Below are 25415 nucleotides of genomic sequence, written 5' to 3'. Positions count from 1 at the left end.
TCTACGGGAAAGCGGGTCCTCAGTCCTAGTTAATATCTATGCGCAGCGCCTAGGCATCAATACGGTCACGATCGATGCCCGCAGCCTCTTCGACAATGAAATCACGTCGAGGACCAACAACTTGCCCCATGAGAAGTTCAAAGACATCTTCGGCGCGACGAAGAGCTTCCTCATCTTTAAGTGTGATGCGCCTAAGTGAACGATGCGCGCGGTCCATTGTCGTTTCCGCCAACTGATCGGCGTCCATCTCACCAAGGCCCTTGTAGCGTTGGATTGGCTCTTTCCAGCTGCGGCCCGCTTTTCGCAGGGCAGCAAGCTGGCGATGGAGTTCTTCCTCGGAATAGGTATAGATGAACTCCCGTCCTTTTCGCCCCTTTCCAGCGACTTCAATCCGGTGCAGAGGGGGAACAGCCGCATAGACTCGTCCCGCTTCAACCATCGGACGCATGTAGCGGAAGAAGAGTGTCAGGAGAAGCGTGCGAATATGTGCTCCATCAACGTCCGCATCAGTCATCAAAATGACTTTGCCGTAGCGCGCCTGTTCAAGATCGAAGGTACGTCCAGAACCGGCGCCAATCACCTGAATAATATTCGCGCACTCGGCATTAGCGAGCATATCGGCAGTCGAGGCTTTCTGGACATTGAGGATTTTCCCTCGAATCGGGAAAAGCGCCTGGTACTGCGAATTACGCGCTGCCTTTGCGGTTCCGAGCGCTGAGTCGCCCTCGACGATAAAGAGTTCGGTCTGTTCGACATCTTCTGCTCGGCAATCCGCAAGTTTTGCAGGAAGAGAAGAAGTCTCCAAAGCATTTTTGCGACGGGAGATTTCTTTGTGAATACGCGCGGAGACACGCGCTTTCATTTCTCCAACGACTTTGTCCAAAAGAGCACTGGTTTGCTGCTTATCGTCGCGCTTGGACGAAGCAAACTTCGCCTCGAGCCAATCGCCGACCACGCGCGCAACGACTGAACGAATCTGGGGAGTCCCCAGAATTTCCTTTGTTTGCCCCTCAAACTGAGGTTCAGGGAAACGAACAGTAACAACCGCGGTAAGACCAGCTAACACGTCATCTTTCTCAGGACGACCGTCCTTAGCCGAAACTTTCAGTTTGCGTGCATTCTTATCGACCTGGGCGCGAAGTACCTTCAAAACGGCTTGTTCAAAGCCCGCAACGTGGGTTCCGCCCTTAGGGGTTGCGATGATATTAACGAAGGATTGGAGCTGTGCCTCGTAGCCGATTCCCCATCGCAACGCACAGTCAACTTCACATGTGCGTTCGGTTTCGACGGCCTTCAAATGACCGCTCTCAGAATCCAAAGCTTGCACCGTTTCCGTAAAGGTGCCTTCACCTTGAATGTGCCAGGTATCCGTCACGGGGCCATCAGTTGCGAGCCAATCAACGAAATCGACAACGCCTCCGTCGAAACGGAATGATTCGTGAATCGTTTCTTCACCGCGTTCATCGAAGCAATTGATCGTCAGACCAGGAACCAAGAACGCCGTTTGACGGGCACGGGCAAGAAGAGTGTCCCAAGTAAAGCCTTCATCCGAAGGGAAGATCTGATAGTCCGCCCAAAAACGAACTCTGGTGCCCGTTTTTTTCTTTGAGACTTTAGCGATTGTCTTCAGTCGAGACTCATCGGTAAAAGCTTGGAAGGGAGAATTCGGAGTGCGCTGACGAGAATCATCGAATTCGCCGGGCTCTCCTCGCCTGAAACACATCTGCCAAGTTTTACCACCGCGGTCGACCTCGACGTCCATTCGCGCCGAAAGCGCATTCACAACAGAGGCACCGACACCGTGGAGGCCGCCCGAGGCAGCATAGGAGCCGTTTCCAAACTTTCCACCAGCATGAAGCTTGGTGAAGACAACTTCCACGCCCGAAAGGCCAACTCCGGGGACATCATCTACGGGAATACCACGACCATTATCAGCAACCGAAGCTGAGTGGTCAGGATGCAAGCGCACATCAATCGTGTCGCAGAATCCTTCCAAGGCCTCGTCGACCGCATTATCAATAATCTCCCACAGGCAGTGCATAAGCCCACGGTGGTCGGTCGAACCAATGTACATGCCTGGGCGTTTACGAACGGCCTCGAGTCCTTCAAGAACCGATAGATGCCGCGCGGAGTAGTCTGAGGCTTGGGTTTCACTCACCCAGACAGTGTACGAAGAGCATGTGCCAACTCAGGCGCTCACGCACCGAAATCGACAAATTGTGATACGTTCCCAGATTTTCGGCCATTGGCAGAAAAAGACATTTTTCGCTTCTTGATCGTCTTTAACGTGGTCTTATAGATGCATGGATACCGTAACTACTGAGAATGCACGACAGACACTCCCCCCGATTTTGACCGCCCACGATCGTTGTGATCAGTGCGGAGCGCGCGCGTGGGTGCGGGTCACTCTTACTACGGGAACACTAAACTTCTGCGCGCATCATGCCAATCAGCATCTCGATGCAATTGCCCCGAAGGCCCTTGACATTATTGATGAGCGCAATTACTTCACGCAAGGATCCTGACTTTCTAGGGGCTATCCCCTATCATTGGAACGACAATCCCTTCCAAGGAGGAAATAAACATGGGTCTGTTTTCACGACCAAAGCCGGCCGAGGAGGCCCCGCTCACCCCACCGATCAGCCAGGAGCGCCTGATCGACCTCTTTAAAGAACGGGGGTGGCACTACTTCGTTGATTCCGATGGTGACCTTGGCGGCACATGGGACGACGACCAGTTCTACTTCATGCTCCGAGGCGAAAATAAGGAAATTCTTCACATTCAGTCCCTGTGGCACCTCTCGGTCCCCATGGACAAGCTCGAAGAAGCACGCGCTTTCATCCGCGAATGGCACCGCACGAAGCTGTGGCCGAAGGCGTACCACCGCATTAACGACGAAGGCGCAGTCCGCATCTTCTGCGAAAATTCAATCGATTGGGAACATGGCGCAACCGATGCACAGATCAACCAACAGGTTAGCTGTGCTCTTGGAACCGCTTCCGAGTTCTACCGTGAGCTGGGCACAGCTCTGGGACTGTGACACAAAGGAGACGTCAATATGGGTTGGTTCAGCAGCAGTGAATCTGGCGATTCCGTACGCCCCATTTCGAAAGAACGCATCGAGAAGATTTTCGATGGCCAGGGCTGGTACTACGGTCGCGATGATGACGACGACGTATGCGGCCGCTGGGACGGCGCACCGTTCTTCTTCCTCTTCATGGGACAGATGAATGAAATCCTGTCCGTGACTTCGCGCATGGCAGAAGAAGTTCCCATGGAACAAGAAGCAGAGCTCAACGGAGTTATCGAAGACTGGCACCGCGATCGTATCTGGCCGAAGGCCTTCTACGCTCCCACCGACGATGGTACCCTGCGCGTGATGACAGAGGTCAATGTCGATTACGAGCATGGAGCAACCGACGCCCAACTGCTTCAGCAGATCAACTGCTCGATTGCCACTCAGCTTTCTCTCTACGATCACATTCGTGAGACGCTGGGCATCGAAAAGGAAGAGGACGACTGATCGTCTTTTCCGCACGTAGCGATACTTAAGTGGCCGGGACCTATCAGGTCCCGGCCACTTAAGTCTATAAACGACTCTGTCAGTCCAAGTAGTCGCGCAACACCTGTGAACGGGAGGGATGACGTAGTTTGGACATGGTCTTCGACTCAATCTGACGGATACGCTCACGCGTGACACCGTAAACCTTACCGATCTCGTCGAGAGTCTTCGGCTGGCCGTCTCCCAAGCCGAAACGCATAGAAACAACCCCTGCCTCACGCTCAGAAAGCGTATCGAGGACGCGGTGAAGTTGTTCCTGCAAAAGTGTGAAAGACACTGCGTCTGCGGGGACGATCGCTTCGGAGTCCTCAATCAGATCGCCGAATTCACTATCTCCGTCTTCACCCAAGGGAGTGTGCAAAGAAATAGGTTCACGACCGTACTTCTGGACCTCGACGACCTTCTCCGGTGTCATATCCAGTTCCTTCGCCAGTTCTTCCGGCGTCGGTTCACGGCCAAGATCTTGAAGCATCTGACGCTGAACGCGCGCGAGCTTATTGATGACTTCAACCATGTGCACGGGAATGCGAATGGTTCGCGCTTGGTCCGCCATGGCACGCGTAATTGCCTGGCGAATCCACCACGTAGCGTAGGTCGAGAACTTGTAGCCCTTCGTGTAGTCGAACTTCTCGACTGCACGAATCAGACCAAGATTGCCTTCCTGAATCAGATCCAAGAATTGCATACCGCGTCCGGTGTAACGCTTCGCAAGCGAAACCACAAGGCGCAGGTTGGCCTCGAGAAGGTGATTCTTTGCGTGCTGACCATCTTGCGCCAAAATATGCAGCTCACGGCGCTCGCGAGAGCTCTTTTCATTGGAGCTCGTCTTGAGGATTTCCTCAGCGTAGAGACCGGCTTCAATACGACGGGCAAGATCAACCTCTTGCTCGGCATTGAGCAGGGACACCTTACCGATTTGCTTGAGGTAGTCCTTCACAGGGTCGGCTGTCGCGCCAGCGACGGTAACCTGCTGGACTGGCTCATCTGTCTCATCCGAGTCAGAAACGACGAACCCGCCCTTCGAACGGAGCTCAGCAGCGCTCTGCGGCTTCGAATCTTGGTCATGTGCAGAAGACTCATCATCTTCAGAATCTTTGTCTTCTACGTCGTCATCGTCAGCTTCGATCTCGGGATCTTCCAGATCGTCGACATCGGGTTCAATGTCTTCGACTACTTCCAGATCAGCGTCTTCGGCGATATCGCCTTCAAGTTCCTCATCGTCTTGCGCGGGCACAACTTCTTGAGGAGTCTCGACCTCAGCTGCCTTCTTCCGCGTCCGCTTCGCGCGCTTGGGAGCTTCTTCCACAACATCCGGTTGCGCGTCCTTCGCCGCCTTCTTACGGGTCGCGCGAGGCTTCTTTTCCGCTTCAGGCTGCGCGGTTTCTTGCTCTTGAGCCTTCTTTGCGCTGCGACGCTTCTTGGGAGCGGTTTCCTCTGCTTGTGCAAGAGATTCTTCTTGTGCGGCTGTTGCCTTCTTAGTCGCACGACGCTTCTTGGGAGCTGATTCCTCCGGCTTTACGGAAGCATCGTCCTTTGCCGCCGTTGTCTTCCTAGCTTTCTTTGCTGTCGTCTTCTTTGGCGTCGCAGTCTCTTCCGTTTCTACAGACGCCGGTGCAGCCTGAGACGAGCGACGCGTACGAGTTGCCTTCTTCGACTGAGTGGGTTCAGTTTCAGTATCGCGAGCGCCGGTAGCGCGGGATGGAGACACTCGAATCCCTTTCATGGGTGGACAAAATTAGCCGCCAATCCACTGGACGGCGACATACTGCCTACAATTATAACCGCCCGCACTTAACACGCGCAGCTCGAAAGACGACGCAAAATACGCTTTTATACCGCCTGACCGTCAAAACGCCACGAAGACGTCATCACCGGGCACGGCGCATCAAGCAAAATTTCTGTTGCAGTATTACCAATTGTTGTCCGCTGTGAACCGCCAGGTCGCAATCCGATAACAATCATGTCAGCCTCAAGAAGACGCGCGCATTCCAAGACTGTGTCAGACATTGACATGTCCCTCCGGCAACGCTTGACTTCAAAGGAAACTTCGCTTCCTCCTAAACGCTCCCACAAGTGAGCCTCTGCAGCACTCTCGTCTGAAAACGTCCCACCGCTATCATGCGAAGCAACGACAATCATGAGAGACGTTCGCATCCACGATGCCACACGAACAGCTTCGTCCAAGGCAGCATCCGACTCGCGATTCCCGTAATAGCTCACAACAATTGCCACAATCATCCCCCTCACATTTTCTCTCATGATAAACGTGATCACTAAGTAGCGTGTGAATGTTCTATAGACTGGGCACATGAGCATTTTGAGCGAGCAACTACTCTCCTTAGGCCCTCGAATTGAGGAACGAAGCCACAGTATTTTGGCCGAGCTCGCCAACTCGATTGCCCCCTCTGAGCAAGTCACTCCCCTGCTAGAGATTTGCCATAAGAGCCTTGAGGAAGGCAAGCGTTTCCGTGCTTTCCTTGCTTTTGTTGGAGGCAGCCTCTTCACCCATACCCCCATCGAGACCTTACCTTTGGGTGATTTAGGCGCCTCGCTTGAGCTTTACCAGGCAAGCGCGCTCGTCCACGATGACATCATCGACCACGCCCCCACGAGGCGCGGGAATCCCTCCGCACATGCGGCTTTTTCTTCGTACCATCGTTCGTCCCATTTCCGAGGCGATAGTGAAGATTTCGGAGTCAATTCCGCGATCCTTGCCGGAGATCTCCTCTTCTCTGCAGCTGAATCCGCGATGATTCGTCAGTGCGAGAACCTGTCTCATTTCCGCGATCCCGTCATGCAGCTCTACGCGCGCATGCACGCCGAGGTTGCAATTGGACAATTTCTCGATATTTCCGCCGAGCAGCGACCACTTGATATCAACGATTCCGAGGCAATTAATGCCTCAACCGCATTGACCATCGTTTCCCATAAAGCTGCCAACTACTCTGTTGTTATTCCAGCAACTTTGGGTGCCCTCGCTATGGGCGCTTCTCCTTTCGAAGCAGACGCTCTTGGCATGGTGTTGAACCCGTGGGGTCATGCCTTCCAACTTCGCGACGACGAATTAGGTGTCTTTGGAGATCCACAGATCACCGGCAAGGGAGCAGGCGATGATCTGCGCGAAGGAAAGAGGACATATCTGCTCGCGCTGACCTGGCAAAGCGCAAATGCTAGCGAACGCGAAAAACTCGCACGCGGCCTCGGCAATCCGGAGATGACTGCCAATCAACTCGACGAGCTGCGCGATATCGTTGCTCGCAGGGGACGCAAACTGCACGAAGAAGTGATCTCGACCTTCGAAGCCCAAGGATTCTTAGCTCTCGAATCCAGTCGTTTCACTCCCGAGCAGCGCGATATCCTCTCTCAGGTGGCAGCGATGCTCATCAAACGCTCGAAGTAGCGCAAACAGTTGATCGCTGGCGCCGCTTAGAAAGCCAAAGCGGAAGCGATCCGATTCACTCGATGATGACGCCCACCCAAGAGCGCCTGCATCGGAGTTTCTCCGAGTTCATCATGCTCGGTGTACAGCCACTGCGCCGCCTCTTCAGGAGAAAAACCACCATCGGACAAGAGGGTGAGTGTGCCCGGAAGGTTATAGAGCGGCTCGTAGCCGTCTTTGCCCTTGATCAGAATTTCCTGGGGCACGCCGGTTTCACCCGCATCGTTCGTGTACTGGAAAAGAATGTGGTCACGAATCAGTTGCTTCACACGGCGCGGTTCAATACCAAGCTTTCGAGCTACCTCATCGACGGAATACAGGGCAACAGTTTCACTCATGGCTTTATGATATCGCGCCCTTAGCTACCAGCGGTTCGCTACGGCGCGCGGGATATCGTGAGCGCATTCCCTGAAATCTCCAGTAAAATCGCACTGATGACTTCTGAGACGGAATTTGAACCCGACAACCGCAGCGATGAACACATCGACGCTGACGGTCAAGACTCGTCTATGCCCGCCGATCCCTTGATCGGGTTACTGGTAGATGATCGATACCGGATTCAGGCACGCCTTGCCCGAGGCGGGATGGCGACTGTATATGTTGCCCATGATGAGCGCCTTGATCGGCCTGTCGCACTGAAAGTCATGCATCCTCACTTAGCTGAATCCGCAGACTTTGTCGCTCGATTCCGACGCGAGGCTCGCGCGGCCGCGCGCATCGTGTCCCCCGGAGTTGTTTCCGTATTTGATCAAGGTGTCATCCACGGCCAAGGTTTCTTGGTGATGGAGCTCATCGATGGGACCAACCTTCGCGCCCTGCTACAGGCACAAGGCGCTTTCACGGTTTCACAATCGTTGCAGTACACACAAGACATCCTTGAGGCATTGCGTGCCGCCCACCGTGTTGGTGTCATTCATCGGGATATCAAACCGGAAAATGTTCTTGTTCCCAGTGAGGGTCCCGTCCGAGTGACCGATTTTGGTCTTGCACGCGCGGCATCCGAAGTCTCGATGTCCACTACCGGCTCGATGCTCGGAACGGTTGCCTACATGGCTCCCGAAATTGCGACAAGTGGTGTCTGCGACGCGCGAACCGACATTTATGCCGTGGGCATCATGCTCTACGAAATGCTCACCGGCGCGGTTCCGTGGCAAGGCGAAACAGCCATGCAAATGGCCTATCACCATGTCAACGACTCCATTCCTCTTCCCTCAGAATTTGAACCCTGGATCCCTCGTGAGCTCGACGATCTTGTCGCAGCTCTTGCTGCGAAGGACCCCGAAGATCGTCCTTTGGACGCTCAAGAAGCTCTCGATCTTTTACTACGCGCACGAGCATCCATCCCTGCTGAAATTGCCGGTAAACGCGCTGAAATTGAAGCCGCGGAAGAGGACGATGAGCATAAGACAGCTGCGCTGGGCCTTGTCGAGCTCACTGCTCCCCTGCCCGCACAAAAGCTTCCTGCGACGTCTCAGGCAATCGTCCATGTCTCCGGTGGGGTGACGCAGGTAACTCCGCGAAAGACGCGCCGTACCCGATTTGGCAAACTCGTTGCACTGATCGTTTCGCTCCTCATTGTCGGCGTCGTCGGTGGATTGTGGTGGTGGCACGAATACGGACCGGGTTCATATATCACCATGCCGGTCACCGATGGCCGCCTGGTTACCGATGTGGAGAATGATCTAAGCACGCTTCACCTCAAGTTCCAAGAGCGCGAGGACTTCTCCGATACTGTCCAAACAGGAATCGTCATCTCAACGACTCCAGGCAGCCAAGACAGAGTCCACAAGCGTGCTGAGGTCCTTGTCGTCGTGTCAAAGGGCGTCGATATGCGAACTGCGCCGAACCTGAAGGGAATGGCAACCGACGCTGCGAAGAATGCCCTGACGACCAGCGGTCTTGCCGTTGGAAATGTGACTGAGGACTGGTCAGAAGACGTCGAAAAGGGCAAGGTTATTTCACAATCAGTTGAGCCTGGTTCCTCGATTCGCCACGATACGAACGTTGACTTTGTTGTCTCGAAGGGACGCGAACCCCTGAGCGTGCCGGCTCTTGACGGTAAGAGTGCCGACGAAGTTCGACAGACCTTAGAATCGATGGGCTTGGTTCCTCAAGCGACGGAAGCTTTCTCATCGACGGTCGCCCAAGGAACGGTTATTTCACAAGAAACTGCCGCCGGGACAACACTCCACCGTGGGGACAAAGTGCAATACACGGTCTCCAAGGGGCCCGAAACCGTCGAGGTGCCGACCGTTCAAGGTCTGCAAGAGAGCCAAGCACGTTCGGCTCTCGAGGCAGCTGGCCTGCAGGTACGCGTTGAACGATTCATGGGTGGCCTATTTGGAACCGTGCGTTCCTCAAACCCCGCCGCTGGAACGGTCGTTCCTCGTGGTACTACCGTGACCTTGACGATCGTCTAAAAGAGCATTACCACTAGTTTGGGGAGAGGAACCAACGGTTCCTCTCCCCAAACTCTATGCCAAGTGCAAACCGCTCAGATCAACGATCCTCACTCTTTCTTCAAATACTCAGCGACTTGGAAAGCCATCTCTAAGGACTGCTGGTGATTCAGACGCGGATCGACCAAGGTTTCGTAGCGATCACGAAGAGCTTCTTCATCAAGCTGCTCAGATCCGCCCAATACCTCGGTGACATCATCGCCGGTGAGCTCAATGTGAATACCACCAGGAACCGTCCCGACCTGGCGATGAGCTTCGAAGAAGCCAGTCACTTCGTCCATGATGGTTTCAAAACGACGAGTCTTGTATCCGGTAGACGAGGTAATCGTATTCCCATGCATCGGGTCAGTCACCCAGGTCACTGGACGACCATCAGCTAATTGCGCCTCGAGCAGTGGCGGAAGAACATCGCGAATCTTATCCGCGCCCATTCGGGTAATGAAGGTCAGTCGCCCTTCCTCCCCTTCAGGGTTAAGACGATCAATCAGACGACACATGTCTTCTTTACTCGTCGACGGCCCAAGCTTCACACCGATCGGGTTGCGCACGTGAGAGAGTAACTCAACATGTGCGTCGTCCGCTCCGCGCGTGCGTTCACCGATCCACAGGAAATGTCCCGAGGTGTTGTAAGAGTCCCCTGTTCGCGAATCGATACGAGTCATCGCCGATTCGTATTCAAGAAGCAGAGCCTCGTGCGAGGAGAAGAGATCGACGCTGCGCATCTGGGCTGCAGAACCTGCACCAGCGGCCTCGAGGAACTTAACAGCGCGGTGAATCTCCTCAGCAAGAGACTCATAGCGCGCATACGCCGGATTGGCGGTGAAACCTCTGTTCCAGTGGTGTACCAGTCGCAAATCAGCGTAACCGCCACGCGTAAATGCACGAATCAGGTTGAGCGTCGAGGCGGCATGATGATAGAGGTCAAGCAAACGCGAAGGATCTGGAACGCGCGATGACGGCGTAAATTCGAAGGAGTTCACCGCGTCACCCCGATATGAAGGAAGGGTTACCCCATCCCGTGTTTCCATATCGGCCGAACGCGGTTTTGCGTATTGCCCTGCAATTCGACCGATCTTGATCACAGGCAGTGAGGCACCGTAGGTCAGGACAACCGCCATCTGCAAAAGTGTTTGGATCTTCAAACGCAGGTGGTCGGCAGTGGCCTCGGCAAAGGTTTCCGCGCAGTCACCGCCGGTGAGCACAAAAGCTTCACCGCGCGAGGCCGCACCCAATCCAGCTCGCAAATCATCTACTTCACCAGCGAAAACCAGAGGCGGCTGGCGACGAAGCTCAGCAAGAACTGAGCTAAGCGCATCCGTATCAGGATAGGTGGGCTGTTGAAGCGCACGTCGAAGACGCCATGCTTCCCAGGGCGCAGCATCCTGGTTAGCCGTGGGAGCAAAGAGGTCAGGTGCGCCGGGGCGCAGCGAAAAATCGCCACGCCCCGGATGAGCAGAGAAATTCATGGTCACTGCGCCGGAGCCAAGGGCTGACCGAGTTCAGCGAGCAGAGAGGTAAACCACGGCTGAGAGATGTCGAAGGGCTTGCCGCCGGCAATACGCGGGAATGCGATGGCAGCCAGCTCGTCACCGTTCTCTTCATCTTGGCCGATAACGCCGCTCTCGCCGCGCAGCGCACATTCAACTGCCAGATCGCACATCTGCTTGATCAAAGCGAGATCTTCTTCGTGAGCCGCAGCTGCGCGAGAGTAGTAACCCGACTTCTGAACCATGACCTTTTCGGCACCGATAAGGGCCGCAAACTTACGAGCGAACCACTGACCGGGGTTGATGGTATCAAGCTTCACGTGGCCGAAGGGATCGCGCTGAACCTCTTCGCCATTGGCTTCCATCTCGGCAATGATTTCGGGCAGTCCAGCACCCTCGGAGAGGAAGATGTTGACGTTACCCTGCTCGTCCATGATTGCCTTCAGGCGCGCAGCTTCTCCGGCAATATCCAATGCTGCCTCGGGAACGTAGAGGCCGTGAACATCCCAGCGCTCGCGGGTGAGTCCCAGCGAAGGTGCCCAGCGCTTCGTCTGGAGCAGCTCATGGTAGCGACGTGCGGTTTCTGCGGTCAGGTAACCACAGTTACGGCCCATGCACTCATGGACGATGAGCATACGGGGGTTGGAACGGTGCTCGCCGATCACGTTGAATGCGAAGCGTGCGCCCTCGTCTGCTGCGGTCCAGGCACCCAGGGACTGACGGATCGGAATCACGTCATTATCGATGGTCTTGGGCAGACCAACAACGGTCAGTTCGTAGTTGTGCTCGTGCAGGTAGGCAGCGAGGTCTGCGGCGGTCGTGTTCGTGTCATCGCCGCCAATGGTGTGCAGGACATCGACGCCATCCTTGCGCAGCTGCTCGGCAGCGAAAGCAAGCGGATCGACGCCTTCTTCAACGAGGCCTCGCTCCACAAGGTTCTTCGCGTTGGTCAGCTTGACGCGAGAGTTACCGATCGAAGAACCGCCGAACTCACGCAGAACCGCTGCGTCACGACGTCCTTCTTCATCAACGACAACGTAGTTGCCGGTGAGCAGGCCATGGTAGCCATACTGGTAAAGAATGATCTCAACTTCGGGAGCGACCTGAGTGTAGCGCTCAACGAGATCACCAACAGCGGCCGAAAGACAAGGGGCAAAGCCGCCAGCGGTCAAGAGGGCAACACGACGAACCGTCATGGGTAAACCTTTCAGTCTTCTTCGCGCACATCAAACGACCTGCGCCACGTACTTATCTTATCGAGTGCGGGATTACTTCGCTTTATCGGTCCACGAGGGATGACAAGCACACAACTCCGGTTTTACTTAGTTTTCTTCCTCGTGAAGTTCTTCCTCTGTTGGAGTGGGAACTTCGACGTCAGGGGCAACTCGTCCGCCGGGTGCAGTCTTTCCATTCGAAGGCACAGGTCCGTCGAAAGCGCCTTCTGCAGCAAGCTGGGCTTTAACATCCGCGGCGTACAAGTCGACGTATTCCTGTCCGGATAAAAGCATGAGGTTGTACATGATTTCATCGGTGATGGCTCGTAGGACAAAGCGATCACGGTCCAAGCCCTTGTAACGGCTGAAGTCAAGGGGTTCGCCGATCACCATACCGATATTGGTTCGCGAAGGAATCTTCTGCCCGATCGGCTGAGCCGCGTGTGTTCCAATCATCGCAACGGGGATAACGGGAGCTCCGGAAAGCAGCGCCAATCGCGCAACACCGGTCTTCCCACGGTACAGACGACCATCGGGACTACGAGTCCCTTCGGGGTAGATTCCAAAAAGTTCACCTTCGCCGAGGCGCTTGAGGCCAGCTTTCAATGCGGCTTCAGACGCGCGACCACCACTGCGATCGACAGGAATAGTGCCGACGGCGCGCATGAATTCCTTCGTTGCCCATCCCTTGATCCCGGTTCCGGTGAAGTAGTCGGCTTTGCCCATAAAGACAACCTCACGGTCAATCATCATGGGAAGAAAAACTGAGTCCCACACGGCGTTATGGTTCGATGCCAAGATCGCGGGACCTGTTTCAGGGATGTTCTCTTTCCCTCGAATCCAGGGCCGGTAAGCAGCTTTGAGAATCGGAGTGCCCGTCAGCTTTAAGGCTTTATACAGACCCATGTTTCCTCCACCGGTGTCAACCGCTAGCATCGTCGTTATGGTCAATGGTTCTACTGTACAGCCCGAGCCTACTTTTTCCGCAATGGTTCCACGATGGTTGGACTCTGCTTGGCTCGTTGTCGACCTTGAAACGACGGGGCTAGGTGCAAAGGATTCGATTATCGAAATCGGGGCCGTGATCTATGAAGAGAAGCAGGTTATTGATAGTTTTTCTGCTCTTGTCAATCCTCATCGTCCTCTCCCGTCCTTTATCACTTCTTTGACGGGGCTCAACGATGAGCTCCTCGCACAAGCTCAGGATCTCAGTGCAGTGTTCCCGCGTTTTAGTAGCTGGCTTGAAGGCGCGCATCAGCACCGGAAGCTCGCAGGCCTCATTGCCCATAATGTCGCTTTTGATTGGGGTTTTCTGGCCCGCGCCCAGCAGCAGTGCAACTGTTGTCTTCCACCACTTCCCCCCTATGACACTTTGTCTTTAGCTCGCTTTGCTTTGCCGAGACCAGCAGTTGATAACCATCGATTAACAACCTTGCGCGAGCACTTTGAATTGGGCGGCAGCCAGCATCGTGCCCTTGATGACGCTTTGGCCACAGGGCTTCTGTTCTACGAGTTGTGCGAACTCATTGATCAGCAGGGAAAACACCCGCTGGAACTCGCCTCTCCGGCCTATCCCCTAGTGTCTTCAGACGCACCCAGTTCTTGAGCGTTCAGCGGCGAGCACGCAACAATTCGGCAAGATTTTCTTGCAGTTCCTGCGAATCAAAAGGTGCGCTCACAATGCGACTAGCACCTGCCCAGGTCGCGAGCCATTGATCCTGCGGACGCGCGGTGAGCATGAGGATCGGTGGAAGGTTCTCACGGGTATTCGCCAGTTCTTTGGCGACCGACATTCCGCCTTCTTTTTGCGTCTCTCCATCAAGTACGAGGACGGCGATATCGTGGGAATCGACAAGTTCAAATACACCAAAAGCGGTAGCAGCCTCAAGCCATTCAATGGGAGCAGTATCTTTCGAGGCCTTGAATCCGACGCCCGTGATCACTGCCTGGCGAGTGGACGAATTATCACTGAATACCAAGACCTTCACGGGCGTTTCACTCACGATGCACTCCTCAACGCTAAGAAATCGTTACTCTGGGTATTCTAACCACTTTTGAATGCGGAAGTGGGGAGTTGGTTTTCCAACTCCCCACTCGCGTTGTCTTCAGGCGATAGTCGGCCATTGCCGCGGAATTTACTTCGCGGGAATCACCGCAACGATATCCACGACAACTGCCTGAGAAGCCGCGCCTTGAGCTGTGTTTCCTGCACCAACAAGAAGTACACGTGAACCAGCGGTGAAGTCGACGAGCTGATTCCCCTGTGCCACAGTCGTCACTTGAGCGCCAGCCTCGCTCCAGCTGGATTGGGTCTTGCTATCAGCACCGAAAGTGGTACCGACTGCCTGATATACGACGGTCGAGCCGATAGTGACCTTCTCGCCCTTGCCTTCCGCGATGACGATCTTGGCGTCTTCAGTGGGGGCACTTTCACCGAAAGTGATCTTCGGTTCGCTTCCCAAGTCACCGGTCACGGTAATTCCGGCGGGAAGTTCGTTTCCAGTCGGTGTTGCCTTGGTCAATGCCGAAGTGTCTGAGGGGTTAACGGTACCCAAGATATCGACGACGAAGACCAAATCAGCGTTTGCCGGAATGGACGAGCCTGCGCCTTTAGCTCCATATCCCCACTTTGATGGAATAACGAGCTCAACGCGGTCACCGACATGTGCTTCAGCCAGACCGTACTTCCAGCCTGGAATAACCTGATTCAGGCTGAAGGCAATCGGGGTGCGCCCATCAGCGAAGGAAGAGTCAAAAACCGTGCCGTCTTTGAAAAGGACGCCTGCATAGTTAACCTGGACGATGTCATCGAGGCCGACAGTTGCTCCATCACCCTGATGCAGGGTTTTCACCAGAACCGTGTCGCCGGCCGATCCTGATCCAGCCTTAATTTCCGGTTTTTCACCGAATCCTCCGGTAACCTCCGGGAAATTTCCCTGACCGGAGCGATCGACCTTCGGCTGATCTGCTGATGATGAAGCCGAGGAAGACGCGCTTGTTGAGGCACTTGCCGAGGCCGATTGGGAGTTCTTGGATTGCCCCGAGCACGCGCTCAGTGCCAAGGTGCAGCTCAGTAGAAGGGCACCGAAAACAGAAAGCTTCTTCACTTTTCTCCGATCAGGCGAAAGATTCGCCGCATGCACAGGTGTTCTGCGCATTGGGGTTGTCGATAGTGAATCCCTGACGTTCGATGGTGTCAGAGAAATCGATCGTTGCACCCGCAAGGTAGGGAACGCTCATGCGGTCAACAACAACCTCAACGCCGTCGAAATCGCGAACGGCGTCACCATCGAGCAAACGATCGTCAAAGTAGAGCTGGTAAATCAGTCCGGAACAGCCTCCGGGTTGAACCGCGACGCGCAGGCGTAGGTCATCACGACCTTCCTGCTCGAGAAGGCTCTTGACCTTCTGTGCGGCGACATCAGTCAAGATGACCTCGTGGGTTGCAGTCTCAGTGGTGTTCTCAGACATGCTGCTCCTTCATGTGTTGGGCTTGTAGCTAATGGTTCTAGCCTAAGGCTAGTCGCGGATTGATGCCATTTTCTAAGCTGAGAGCGAGGACTCATTTAACTCGCCCATGTTCGTGCAGCTCTCTGCCCAAGAGTTTCATAATCCTCGTTTTCGTCGGTTAACACTCCGTGAATCCCCCACTCGGCTCGCTCATGAGCTGAAAGTGAAGAAATCCGGCCAATCGCGAGAACCGGAAGCGCCAAGCGTGCCGCGGCCTCGGTAAGCGTTGGAAGCGTCGACTCAGCAAGGACCGGAGAGTGCAATTCCGGCTCAAGAACAATCACGAGGTCGACCTCAGCAAAGCGGGATTGAAGATTCGTATGGTAGGTAAGGAAATCCCCATCAGAGATCAGCCTTCCTCCCAGCACCGAGATTACAGCAGCTGCTCCCCCGCTTGCGCCTGACCCTGCGATACGCCCGGGTTCCACTACCGAGGCCGGCTGACCGTGGAGGGGAAGACGCGGTTGTGCGACTTGGTGCAAGAGGCTCATCCATTGGCGATTAAAGTCCGCATCCGTATCGTTTCGCGGGGTCAGGTCGGGATTAAGAGCAAGCGTTGACGAGGGACCAAAGAGAGGCCTCGCACTCGAAAAAGCAGCGTAGAAATCGCCACGCCTGCACAATACTCGTGACCGCTCGATCGCGGCGAAAAACCAATGGTCAAAGTCAGAATAATCCGCGCGCCTGAGTCCTGAAAGTCCCTCGAGAAAGGCAACTCCCCCGTCGGTATGTGCGAGATGCCCACCCTCCACAACAGGAGTCTTTCCTGCAAGAATCGCGGCGCGGTAGCGCGCACCTAAGACTTTTAGGTCCGCCTCCTCAGCAGTTGAAAGCACTGCGATCTCCGCGTGAGAACGCATGGCCTCGACAAAGGCACGCCCAGGGCCAAAGGGAGCGCGGTGCGCCTGCCAGGTCGGCGCAAAGGATTGAAAACCCCGCGCCACTAAATCAAGGGCGGGGAGAGGATTAATATCCCCTCCCCAATGCCCCGAAATCAGAACTTGACCCACTTAATTGCGTGCCAAGCGTGTGAGCACCAAGGCCTCGGCGAGCACAGCGGCTTTCAGGTCGGAGAGCGACTGAGACTCATCCTCAGAGTGCGCGTTTGTCAGAGGATCTTCAACGCCGGTGACGACAACCTGCGCGTGGGGGAAGGTCTCTTGGAACTCTGAGATGAAGGGGATCGAACCACCAACACCAATATTGACGGCCTGAACACCCCAAGCATCAGTGAGGGCCTGCTTGACGACATGAGAGACCGGAGAATCGACATCGGCAAGGTATCCGGGTCCAAGATCTCGATCAGAAACCTCCACACGGGCGCCGAAAGGTGCGTGCTCGAGCAAGTGCTTCTCAATCGCTTCCATTGCTTGACGCGGGTCCACACCGGGAACCGTACGCATTGACAGACGGAAACGAACATGAGGAATGATCGTATTAGACGAGTTCGCAACCGAAGTCGTATCGAATCCGATGAGCGACACAGAAGGCTTAGTCCACGTGCGTGCTGCCAAATCGCCGCTTCCGGCGAGACGGACCTGATCGAGCATTCCGCTGGCTGCACGAAATTCATCTTCGGGCCAATCGACCTCGGCATGGTCGTCCCCACCCAAGCCCTCAACAACAATATTTCCATCCTTGTCGTAGAGGGAGGAAACGAGCAGAGCAGCACAGGTAGCAGCATCAATCATCGGGCCGCCGAACATTCCCGAGTGGACCGCGTGATCGGCAATCGTCAGGTCAACGGTAAACGCGCAATTACCACGCAAGCTGGTCGTCACTGCGGGTTCTCCGACCTTCCAGTTGTCGGAATCGGTGACGATAATGACGTCTGCCTCGAGCTGATCACGGTAGGTCTCAAGGAAGTGGGTGAAGGAGGGAGATCCGATCTCTTCTTCGCCTTCGATGTAGACGACAACATTTGCGCGCAGCTCCTTGCCCAGGAGGGACAAAGAGCCAAGGTGAACAATGACACCTGCGCCATCATCTGAGGTACCACGGCCATAAATACGATCGCCCTTGACAACTGTCTTCCACGGATCAGAGTGCCAACGTGAAAGGTCACCCGTGGGCTGGACGTCATGGTGCGCATAGAGCAAAACCGTGGGGGCACCCTCAATGTGCGCAGAGCGCGCAAGAATTGCAGGCTTACCCTTTACTCCCTCAGGAGTGGTCACCGAATGAATCTGGGCATCCAGACCCAGTGCTTCGAAACGAGAACGAATATGTTCAGCCGAGCGCTCAACATCGGCATTGTGAGAGGGATCCGAAGAGACCGAAGGAATTGCAACAAGCTGTGACAGCTCGTCGACCAATTGCGGGAAGAGCGCGTCGAGGCGCTCACGAAGTTCGTCAATAGCCATGTATCCAAGCCTATCGCGTCTGAGGCGACCTGTATCAGTGCGCGGTTAAGGCCTGGTCAATGTGCCGATCGACTCTGCTATCTATTACCCTTAGAAGCGTGTTGAGTTCAAAGAAGTCAGAACCCGAAGAAACGCCTGAAATTCGCGCTGCGAGTGACCGAACAAAGAGCGGTCCGACTCCTACGCGCAAGGCTGCGCAAGCCCGTAATGATCACTCCTTGATCGTCGCCGATCGTAAAGCAGCTAAGAAGGCTGCGCGTGAGCGCGCACGTGCCATGCGAGCTGAACGCGACCGCCTCGAGCAAGAAGCCTTGATTACCGGCGACGAACGCCACATGCCCCTGCGTGATAAGGGCACAGTCAAGCGTTTTACCCGCGACTGGATCGACGCGCGTCGCTCGGCATCGGAGTTCGTGTTCCCTGTGATGATCGTGTTCTTTGTCGTTTTCTTCGCAGTGTCTTTCTTCTCTTCGACTTCAGAGCTTGCTCAGCGCGCGCTCTTCATCGTCATGCTGGTCATGTACGGACTGTTCTTGATTGCCATCGTTGAGTCCACGATTGTCTGGCGCAAGATCAAGCACAGGCTTGGTGAAGTTCACCCGCGTGAGAAGATCCCGCCGCGTATGTGGTTCTATGTTTTCTCGCGAGCAATCATGCTTCGCCCGTGGCGTTCGCCTCGCCCGCAGGTTGCTCGCGGGCAGTTCCCAACGAGGTAGCCGAGTTCTAGGTTTTGAAGTGGTGGGTATCAGCTGTTGCTGGTACCCACCACTTCGCTTTTATCCACAGCATGCACTCGTATCGGCGTTTTCCACAGGATTCTTCAATGCCCCGCAGCGCAGCAATGTGCGAGCGCAGACTGATGCCATCACCCCTCACGAAAGGACCTTTCCGATGGCATCCCATTCATTTGCGCCGCTACCAACGAGCGGCTTGTACGGAGCTCCCGGTTGGATTGAAGCCAATGGCATTTTGCAACTCATGCGCCCCTATGTTGACTCCCCCAGCGTCTCTGCCGACTTTGCACGTTTTTCGGGTGTGAACGGACGCGTTGCACAAGAAGTACGTCAGCTTCTCCCCGTTGATAACCTTGCTGATCGCCAAAACAACGCACCCCCACTTGAGTCCTTCTTTGAGGCAGCATTCGCTGATTCGCATGTACTCCTCGGAGGCTATTTGGTTCTTTCTCCGCGATGGGATGAACGAATGAGCATCGATTCGGTGTACATCGAGGATTCCTCAGCTCGTGACTATCAAGACTCCCCCTGGGCGCTCATCTATGAAGATGGTGTGTGGGAACGTCTTCAAGAACGACTGGGATTCGACGGCTATTGCAGGCCGGACGAATGCGAACCGATCGCGTGTATGGACGAGGCTCACGGCCCCGGTTGGTGGCTTTGGTGGGACTGATGCAGGCTAGCAGGCGTGGCACAATGAAGGAATGCTCATTGAACTAACGGCCCTATCAGCACAAGACGATCCTCGGCTTGCCGATTACACCTCTATGACGGATGTCAATCTTCGTAAAAGTCTTGAAGTTGAGCGCGGCTTATACATGGCGGAATCCACGAACGTCATCATTCGAGCTCTTGAGGCAGGACATCGCCCGCGTTCCTTGATGATGGCACCCCGTTGGCTCCCCGACCTTGAGCCCCTTCTTGAGCATTTCTTGGGCGCGCCAGACGGCGGAGATACTCCGGTCTTTATCGCTGCCGAAGAACTACTCGAATCGATTACGGGATTTCACCTCCACCGCGGTGCGCTCGCTGCGATGCAACGCCCTGAACTTCAGCCGGTCAGCGAACTGCTCGGTTCATTGGGAGAAGGCCCTAAACGTGTGCTGATCTTGGAAGACCTGGTCGATCATACGAACGTCGGCGCGGCTTTCCGAAGCGCTGCCGCCTTAGGTGCCGACGCAGTCCTCGTCACCCCACAGTGTGCAGATCCTCTGTACCGACGCTCAGTGCGAGTATCCATGGGCACTGTATTCCAAGTCCCGTGGACCAGAATCGACAAGTGGCCAGCAAAGGATGAGCTCCATGGGGCAGGCTTTACCCTTGCTGCTCTTGCATTGAGCGATGATTCCGTAAGCCTTGACGAATTCACCACGATGCCGGTGATGACCGCACCGAATGCACGCCTCGCGCTCGTCATGGGCACCGAAGGCGACGGCCTCAAAAAGGCAACAATCGCCCAGACTGATTACGTTGTTCGAATTCCCATGATGGGTGGAGTTGACTCACTCAACGTCGCAGCAGCAAGCGCGGTTGCCCTGTGGGCAACACGCAGGATCGGAAACTAAGCTCGCCCAGAAAGCTCAGAAACGATCTGCGCAATAACCTCGACGCACTCTTCCCAGCCAGCAACAGGACGCGTAGGATACCCCGCAGCCTTAACCGGATAGTCATTCCCAGCCTCGTCAAGGCGATCACCAATGAAGAGCATGTCCTGTGGGGCAATTCCCGTCATCTCAACTAGCTTTGCCATTCCGTAGGCTTTATCGATGCCACGACGGGTGATGTCGACCGACGTTGAACCGCCTGCACGCACTTCCAGATCAGGAACGTCCAAGGCAACAGCATCTCGCAGCTTGCGCTTTTTGTCTCCGCTGGGATCCCATGCGCGCTTCGCCTCGAGAGGAGCCTGCTGGCCAAGGGCAGAAAAAGTGATCTGTGATCCTCGGTCTTCAATGATCTCGCCCCATGGCTGTGCTTCCCACACACCCTGTTCATGAGCGCGCTGGCGTAGCGACTCAATTGCGCGCTCACGTTCGTCCTGGCTCAAATCATTCGCATAGACCTGATCCCAGCTGGAGTGATCCGCATTCCAACGGTAGTAACGCGTACCGCAGGTTGGCATGAGGTGAAGTTTCGAGAGTTGCTCAGAAGAAGCATCCAGATTTTCCAACAACTGTGCGCGAAATTGGCCGAACTCCCCACCTGAAATGACGCACACTGGAACGACATCTAAAAGTGCGCGCAGTTGCTCAGCCATCGCAGATGGAAGCGCGGACTTCGAAGGAGCCAATGTGTCATCAAGGTCGAAAGCTACGAGGCGCATGCTATCCCCTTATCGCGAGTTGGGCTCCGTAATAGGAGCAGTCGTTTCAGCTTCGTCCTCGCCAGGAGTCGGCAGGAGTCGAAGCATCACGAGTGAAGCAACAAGCCCTCCCCATACCAAAAGCACGGTGACGAGCATCATGATAATAGCAGCGGCGTTCATGCCATCTCCTGATCAGTGGTGGTTGTCGAGGTGCGCTGAGGATGCGACCAGGGAACAAGCGTGAGAATCGCAGAGGCGATGAGGGCGAATGCCACCGATCCCCATCCGAAGATCGTCACTAAGTAGGTCGCGTATTCGTCGTATCCCTCTCGCAAGCTCGTAATCAGTGAAGAAATGAGCATGAATGCGAGAACTGCGGGAATAACAATTCCAACCAGAAAATCCCAAGCGGGCGGGATCGACGGGGCAGAAACCGAATTGAGGTGTTTGCGCAATCCCGCCAGACGCGGGCGAACCAATGCAGTGAACAGCGTCATTGCGACCGCGCAACCAACGACTCCGACGTTGTTGATGAAGTTGTCGACGATATCGAGTGTGTTGAGTCCCGAACGGGTGCCAAACAAGGCCAGTGAAATCACCGTTGCCGGGATTCCCATGACGAGCGAGGCCTTAATCGGCTGCATCGCAAACTTATCCTGAAGCGCGCCAGAAACAACCTGAAGCAGCGAAAGCAAGGAGGTGATACCCGCCAAGACAAGCGAGGAGAAGAAAAGCACCCCGAAGAGAGGCCCACCGGGCATCATGGAAATGATCTTCGGGAAGGTTACGAAGGACAGGATCGGACCCCTCAATCCCTGAAGTTCAGAAACTGCAACTCCTTGCGTGTGAGCCATGAAGCCAAGGGCCGAGAAGACGCCGATACCTGCAAGAATCTCGAAGGAAGAATTCGCAAATCCCGCAACAAGAGCAGTGCCGGTCACGTTCGAGTTCTTCTTGAGGTACGAGGCGTAGGTCAGCATGATGCCAAAGCCGACAGACAGTGAGAAGAAGATTTGCGCAAATGCTTCAATCCATACCTTGGAGTCAGTCAACGCACTCCAATTCGGCGTGAAGAAAGCGTTGAGTCCTTCAAGCGCACCAGGAAGGAAAAGTGCGCGCACAACGAGTGCCAAGAAGAGGAACACAAGCAAGGGAAGGAAGACCTTGTTCGCCTTCTCAACACCCTTGGAGACACCGAAGGAGACAATCAGCAGGATGCACACCCACACAAGGAGGAGCGGCACAGAAACAGCTAGGACCGGCGTCCACGAGAATTCATCGGATCCTACGGTTCCAAGGAAGGACGAAAGGAAGAAGGTCTTCGAATCGTTTCCCCAGGCCTCGTTAATCGAATAAACAACGTAGCTACTCGACCACGCAACAACAGCCGCGTAGTAGGTGATGATGACGAAGCAAATGAAGACACAGAACCAGCCAAGGAATTCACCCTTGGCGCTCATCCGACGGAATGCCCACGGAGGAGTTCCACGGAACTTGTGGCCCACAGCGTATTCAAGCCACAGGATCGGGATACCGGCAAACAGCAAGGCAACGAGGTAAGGAACAAGGAATGCTCCACCACCGTTAGTGTAGGCAACACCTGGGAATCGCCAGATATTACCCAAACCAATCGCGGAACCGATTGCTGCCAATAAGAAACCAGTTTGGCTGGTCCACGTATCGCGCGTGCGTCGTTTTGCAGTTGGTGCTGCTGTGCTCATGTAGACGTTTCCTTCCCTTATACAGGGCCAAACCTAGTAACGTCTCATGCTCCGGGCAATTTCATTCCATCATGCGAAACGAACACGAATAGCTCGATATCCCGAACAAACAGCGAAAACCGCGGTTACCACGCAAACAATAGAAGCACCCGCAGGCAGGTCCAAGGACCACGACACGTAGATTCCGACGATCGAACTGAGGACACCAATAGCGATGGCTCCCCACATCATCGAATGTAAAGAGTTCATCAGCAAACGTGCACTGGCAGCCGGGGTAATCAAAAGCGCAAGGACCAGAATATTGCCGATGATCTGAACAGAAATCACGACTGCTCCAGCGACGCTAACGTAGACCAGCAGATCTAGAGCCATGACTGGCAGCCCCGCGACTCGCGCGCTTTCCCGGTCAAGACTGACCGCAACGATCTCCTTGTGAAAGAACGCAAAGACTCCCACGATCAGCGCTGATGCAATGAGAACAAAAGGCACTTCGGAAGCTGGGATACCCGTCAGCGAGCCAAAGAGGAAATCTTGAAGGGACCCCGCATATCCCGGTGCCCAGGAAATGATGACCAATCCCAAACCAAAAGCCCCAACGAAGAGCACACCAATAATTGAGTCTTCCTTCAAACGCCTATTTTGGGAAAGAAGCGCAACGAGCACAGCAGTTCCAACGCCTGCAAGCGTTCCGCCCAGCACCAGCGATCCCGAGCATACAAAGGCGATAGCAAGCCCGGGGAAAACCGAGTGAGCGACGGCATCTCCAATGAAAGACATCCCGCGCAGGACAACATGACAGCCAACAACTGCGCATACGCAAGCAGCAACGCAGGTGACAAGAATGGCACGCGGCAAGAACGCCAAGGAGGGGTTCATTAAGTCCTTCAGAAAATCGATAATGCTCAGCACTCACATCACCCCGAGGACTTTCAGCAAGGGATTCGAGGGACGAATATCAAAGGTGCGCATCCACACCTCGGGATCTTGAATCTCCTCCGGTTTTCCAGAGGCAATAACCGTCGAATTCAGTAGGAAAAGCCGGTCGCAAGCATCGATTGCCCCAAGAATGTCGTGGGTTGTCATGACAATGGCACAACCGCTGCGTGCAAGCCCTTGAAAAACATCAATCAGGCTTTCTTGGGTGGGCATATCGAGGCCGGTAAAGGGTTCATCCAGCAATAGCAGCTTTGGACGCAGAGCAAGAGCCCTCGCGACCAGAACACGCTGACGCTGACCACCCGATAGCTCACCGATGACTCGCTCTCCCAGCTGTGCCAAACCAACCTGATGCAGCGCTTCTTCAACCGCGCGATGATCATCAATACGAGCTCTACGCCCCCATCCAATCCGGCGGGCAAGCGCACTGAGGACAGCTTGGCGGATCGTTATCGGGAAATCCCATGCAAACTCATGACGCTGCGGAACGTAGCCGACTGCTCGGGGCTGCAGCGGCGCCCCCATTGAGGTAACGTGCCTCGAGCGAGAGGGGATCGCGCCAAGAATTGCGCGTAAAAGAGTCGTTTTTCCGGCACCATTGGGACCAATGAGCGCGCAAAACTCTCCGGGAGCAACAGTGAGCGAAACCGATTTCAGTACCTCGCGCCCAGGGTAGGAAACATCAAGATCGCAAATGTCAAGGGCCGTCACAAGGTTCTCATCGTCCATCAGGCGCCGTCCTCCGACCCGAAGTCACGGCGAACTTCCTCGCGCGCTTCTTCAATCTGCTTTCGAGACTTCTTTGTCCGATGTGCAACGACGATAAAGGCAATCACACCCAAGGCCAAACAGATCGCTCCATAGATCAGATACTCGCTATTTCCGCCTTGTTCACGCACTACCTGCGGCTTGGAAGTATGCGTCCCTTCTTTCGACGAGGCCGCGAGCGCGCTTGGCGTGAGCGCGCGGGCTTCTTCGACATTTACCTCATCGCCAACGACAAACCTAAGTGTGTCTGACACGCATTGCGGTGCCTCTTTGTCTCCAAAGCACCAGCGCACGCTGAGCGCGTAAGCACCCGGAGCAGAAAACGCCCAATTTGCGTGGACATGTGTATTTGCCTCGACCCAGATGTCTGATTGGGAGGAAGTAGAAGAGTCATACAGGACTGTTGGCGCGCCAAAAGCCCCGTCTTGCAGGAAAAGCCATGCTTGGCCTGGACCCTGAAGATTCCCCAGGGTCATCGTTGCTCCACTGCCCATGACCTTAATGAGTTCGGGGTCTTGAGTGTTCCATCCTAGCCAAACAACCCTAGGGTTCTGAGTTTGCGGAATGACCCAGTAGGACTCTCCCTCGTGTGCGTGCAGGAATGAATAGCTGGGATCTGAGGGAACCTGAAGCTTACCCGACTCGCTCACGCGAAATACAAGAGTGTCCAAAGGACGCCAAATCGGTGTTTCTCCTGAGTCATCACGTGCCAGAATCTCAGGTTTCGAATCAACAATCTTTGGCCCCAAGTCAACGTGACCACGTTCAATTGTGGCTTCTTCGCGCACCACTTGTTCTGAGGAATCAACGTGCTGAGTGAGAGGATCATCCGCTGCCGCTGGCAGTACGACGCTGGCGCTCACAGCAATACTGACAAAGAGCGCTGATAGCCCCAGCGCTATATTTCTGGTATTCAT

At 55.0% G+C, this 25415-nt stretch carries 27 protein-coding genes; 9 read left to right on the top strand and 18 right to left on the bottom strand.

The window, feature by feature from the left end:
• Nucleotides 1–49: 49 nt before the first annotated feature.
• Entirely contained in the window at nt 50–2158 is a 2109-nt protein-coding gene (locus BQ8011_RS05960; protein WP_072455641.1) for a DNA gyrase/topoisomerase IV subunit B, read from the bottom strand.
• Between the two features lie 145 nt (nt 2159–2303).
• Here BQ8011_RS05960 and BQ8011_RS09325 point away from each other — a divergent pair, with 145 nt between their 5' ends.
• Genes BQ8011_RS09325 through BQ8011_RS05945 form a run of 3 tightly spaced genes read left to right on the top strand, consistent with a single transcriptional unit; the run spans nt 2304 to nt 3523 of the window.
• Nucleotides 2304–2525, top strand: coding sequence for a DUF7455 domain-containing protein (locus BQ8011_RS09325; protein WP_072455639.1), 222 nt, complete (start codon nt 2304–2306; stop codon nt 2523–2525).
• A gap of 59 nt (nt 2526–2584) precedes the next feature.
• Nucleotides 2585–3040 (top strand): type III secretion system chaperone family protein, encoded by a 456-nt coding sequence (locus tag BQ8011_RS05950; RefSeq protein ID WP_072455637.1) that lies wholly within the window; start codon nt 2585–2587, stop codon nt 3038–3040.
• Between the two features lie 18 nt (nt 3041–3058).
• The gene (locus BQ8011_RS05945; RefSeq protein ID WP_034503073.1) at nt 3059–3523 is read left to right on the top strand and encodes a type III secretion system chaperone family protein; all 465 of its coding nucleotides are present in this window, start codon (nt 3059–3061) and stop codon (nt 3521–3523) included.
• Nucleotides 3524–3602: 79 nt separating this feature from the next.
• On the opposite strand, the gene BQ8011_RS05940 is transcribed toward BQ8011_RS05945, so the two are convergent.
• A complete protein-coding gene (locus BQ8011_RS05940; protein ID WP_072455635.1) occupies nt 3603–5285 on the bottom strand; it encodes an RNA polymerase sigma factor in 1683 nt (560 codons plus the stop codon).
• Between the two features lie 107 nt (nt 5286–5392).
• Nucleotides 5393–5794, bottom strand: coding sequence for a universal stress protein (locus tag BQ8011_RS05935; protein WP_072457698.1), 402 nt, complete (start codon nt 5792–5794; stop codon nt 5393–5395).
• 76 nt (nt 5795–5870) lie between these two features.
• On the opposite strand from BQ8011_RS05935, the gene BQ8011_RS05930 reads away from it, so the two are divergent.
• A complete protein-coding gene (locus BQ8011_RS05930) occupies nt 5871–6962 on the top strand; it encodes a polyprenyl synthetase family protein (protein WP_072455633.1) in 1092 nt (363 codons plus the stop codon).
• Between the two features lie 26 nt (nt 6963–6988).
• On the opposite strand, the gene BQ8011_RS05925 is transcribed toward BQ8011_RS05930, so the two are convergent.
• Nucleotides 6989–7339 (bottom strand): Rv2175c family DNA-binding protein, encoded by a 351-nt coding sequence (locus tag BQ8011_RS05925; protein ID WP_072455631.1) that lies wholly within the window; start codon nt 7337–7339, stop codon nt 6989–6991.
• Between the two features lie 96 nt (nt 7340–7435).
• Between BQ8011_RS05925 and pknB the strand changes: the two genes are divergently transcribed.
• Nucleotides 7436–9421: a Stk1 family PASTA domain-containing Ser/Thr kinase gene (gene pknB, locus BQ8011_RS05920; protein WP_072455629.1), complete on the top strand. Its 1986-nt coding sequence runs from the start codon at nt 7436–7438 to the stop codon at nt 9419–9421.
• A gap of 89 nt (nt 9422–9510) precedes the next feature.
• On the opposite strand, the gene BQ8011_RS05915 is transcribed toward pknB, so the two are convergent.
• From BQ8011_RS05915 to BQ8011_RS05905, 3 genes are all read right to left on the bottom strand, one after another.
• The gene (locus BQ8011_RS05915; protein ID WP_072455627.1) at nt 9511–10926 is read right to left on the bottom strand and encodes a class II 3-deoxy-7-phosphoheptulonate synthase; all 1416 of its coding nucleotides are present in this window, start codon (nt 10924–10926) and stop codon (nt 9511–9513) included.
• 2 nt (nt 10927–10928) lie between these two features.
• Nucleotides 10929–12143 carry a pyrophosphate--fructose-6-phosphate 1-phosphotransferase gene (locus tag BQ8011_RS05910; protein WP_072455625.1) on the bottom strand — a complete coding sequence of 405 codons (1215 nt, stop codon included), beginning with the start codon at nt 12141–12143 and terminating at the stop codon, nt 10929–10931.
• Nucleotides 12144–12269: 126 nt separating this feature from the next.
• The gene (locus tag BQ8011_RS05905; protein WP_072455623.1) at nt 12270–13067 is read right to left on the bottom strand and encodes a lysophospholipid acyltransferase family protein; all 798 of its coding nucleotides are present in this window, start codon (nt 13065–13067) and stop codon (nt 12270–12272) included.
• Between the two features lie 82 nt (nt 13068–13149).
• Between BQ8011_RS05905 and BQ8011_RS05900 the strand changes: the two genes are divergently transcribed.
• Nucleotides 13150–13767 (top strand): 3'-5' exonuclease, encoded by a 618-nt coding sequence (locus BQ8011_RS05900; RefSeq protein WP_231945280.1) that lies wholly within the window; start codon nt 13150–13152, stop codon nt 13765–13767.
• Between the two features lie 4 nt (nt 13768–13771).
• Here BQ8011_RS05900 and BQ8011_RS05895 read toward each other — a convergent pair whose 3' ends face one another.
• The 5 genes from BQ8011_RS05895 to BQ8011_RS05875 form a co-directional block, all read right to left on the bottom strand.
• A complete protein-coding gene (locus tag BQ8011_RS05895; RefSeq protein WP_072455619.1) occupies nt 13772–14164 on the bottom strand; it encodes a response regulator transcription factor in 393 nt (130 codons plus the stop codon).
• A 132-nt stretch (nt 14165–14296) separates the two neighbouring features.
• The gene (locus BQ8011_RS05890; RefSeq protein WP_072455617.1) at nt 14297–15268 is read right to left on the bottom strand and encodes an FKBP-type peptidyl-prolyl cis-trans isomerase; all 972 of its coding nucleotides are present in this window, start codon (nt 15266–15268) and stop codon (nt 14297–14299) included.
• A gap of 10 nt (nt 15269–15278) precedes the next feature.
• Nucleotides 15279–15632, bottom strand: coding sequence for an iron-sulfur cluster insertion protein ErpA (erpA, locus tag BQ8011_RS05885; protein WP_034503039.1), 354 nt, complete (start codon nt 15630–15632; stop codon nt 15279–15281).
• A 95-nt stretch (nt 15633–15727) separates the two neighbouring features.
• A complete protein-coding gene (locus BQ8011_RS05880; protein ID WP_072455615.1) occupies nt 15728–16681 on the bottom strand; it encodes a glycerate kinase in 954 nt (317 codons plus the stop codon).
• Nucleotides 16682–18034: a M20/M25/M40 family metallo-hydrolase gene (locus tag BQ8011_RS05875; protein ID WP_072455613.1), complete on the bottom strand. Its 1353-nt coding sequence runs from the start codon at nt 18032–18034 to the stop codon at nt 16682–16684. It lies immediately after the preceding gene.
• Nucleotides 18035–18132: 98 nt separating this feature from the next.
• On the opposite strand from BQ8011_RS05875, the gene BQ8011_RS05870 reads away from it, so the two are divergent.
• From BQ8011_RS05870 to BQ8011_RS05860, 3 genes are all read left to right on the top strand, one after another.
• On the top strand, nt 18133–18750 hold the full coding sequence (locus tag BQ8011_RS05870) for a DUF3043 domain-containing protein (protein WP_072455611.1): 618 nt from the start codon (nt 18133–18135) through the stop codon (nt 18748–18750).
• Nucleotides 18751–18925: 175 nt separating this feature from the next.
• On the top strand, nt 18926–19441 hold the full coding sequence (locus tag BQ8011_RS05865; RefSeq protein WP_072455609.1) for a hypothetical protein: 516 nt from the start codon (nt 18926–18928) through the stop codon (nt 19439–19441).
• Nucleotides 19442–19472: 31 nt separating this feature from the next.
• Nucleotides 19473–20333 (top strand): TrmH family RNA methyltransferase, encoded by an 861-nt coding sequence (locus tag BQ8011_RS05860; protein ID WP_072455607.1) that lies wholly within the window; start codon nt 19473–19475, stop codon nt 20331–20333.
• Here BQ8011_RS05860 and BQ8011_RS05855 read toward each other — a convergent pair.
• The 6 genes from BQ8011_RS05855 to BQ8011_RS05830 all read right to left on the bottom strand — a co-directional run bounded on the left by BQ8011_RS05855 (nt 20330) and on the right by BQ8011_RS05830 (nt 25415).
• Nucleotides 20330–21091, bottom strand: a complete 762-nt coding sequence (locus tag BQ8011_RS05855) for an HAD-IIB family hydrolase (protein WP_072455605.1) — start codon at nt 21089–21091, stop codon at nt 20330–20332. The genes BQ8011_RS05860 and BQ8011_RS05855 overlap by 4 nt on opposite strands.
• Nucleotides 21092–21100: 9 nt before the next feature.
• A complete protein-coding gene (locus tag BQ8011_RS05850) occupies nt 21101–21253 on the bottom strand; it encodes a methionine/alanine import family NSS transporter small subunit (protein ID WP_072455603.1) in 153 nt (50 codons plus the stop codon).
• Nucleotides 21250–22794, bottom strand: a complete 1545-nt coding sequence (locus BQ8011_RS05845; protein WP_072455601.1) for a sodium-dependent transporter — start codon at nt 22792–22794, stop codon at nt 21250–21252. Before BQ8011_RS05845 ends, BQ8011_RS05850 begins: the two co-directional genes overlap by 4 nt.
• Before the next feature lie 69 nt (nt 22795–22863).
• Complete coding sequence (locus tag BQ8011_RS05840) at nt 22864–23703, bottom strand: anchored repeat-type ABC transporter permease subunit (protein ID WP_072455599.1); 840 nt, start codon at nt 23701–23703, stop codon at nt 22864–22866.
• Nucleotides 23704–24459, bottom strand: a complete 756-nt coding sequence (locus tag BQ8011_RS05835) for an anchored repeat-type ABC transporter ATP-binding subunit (RefSeq protein WP_072455597.1) — start codon at nt 24457–24459, stop codon at nt 23704–23706. It lies immediately after the preceding gene.
• The gene (locus BQ8011_RS05830) at nt 24459–25415 is read right to left on the bottom strand and encodes a choice-of-anchor M domain-containing protein (protein WP_106406427.1); all 957 of its coding nucleotides are present in this window, start codon (nt 25413–25415) and stop codon (nt 24459–24461) included. The genes BQ8011_RS05835 and BQ8011_RS05830 overlap by 1 nt, the downstream gene beginning before the upstream one ends.

It is taken from the genome of Actinomyces marseillensis, from assembly GCF_900155605.1.
GTDB classification, from domain to species: Bacteria; Actinomycetota; Actinomycetes; order Actinomycetales; family Actinomycetaceae; genus Pauljensenia; species Pauljensenia marseillensis.
This window is presented reverse-complemented; position numbering and strand designations above follow the sequence as displayed.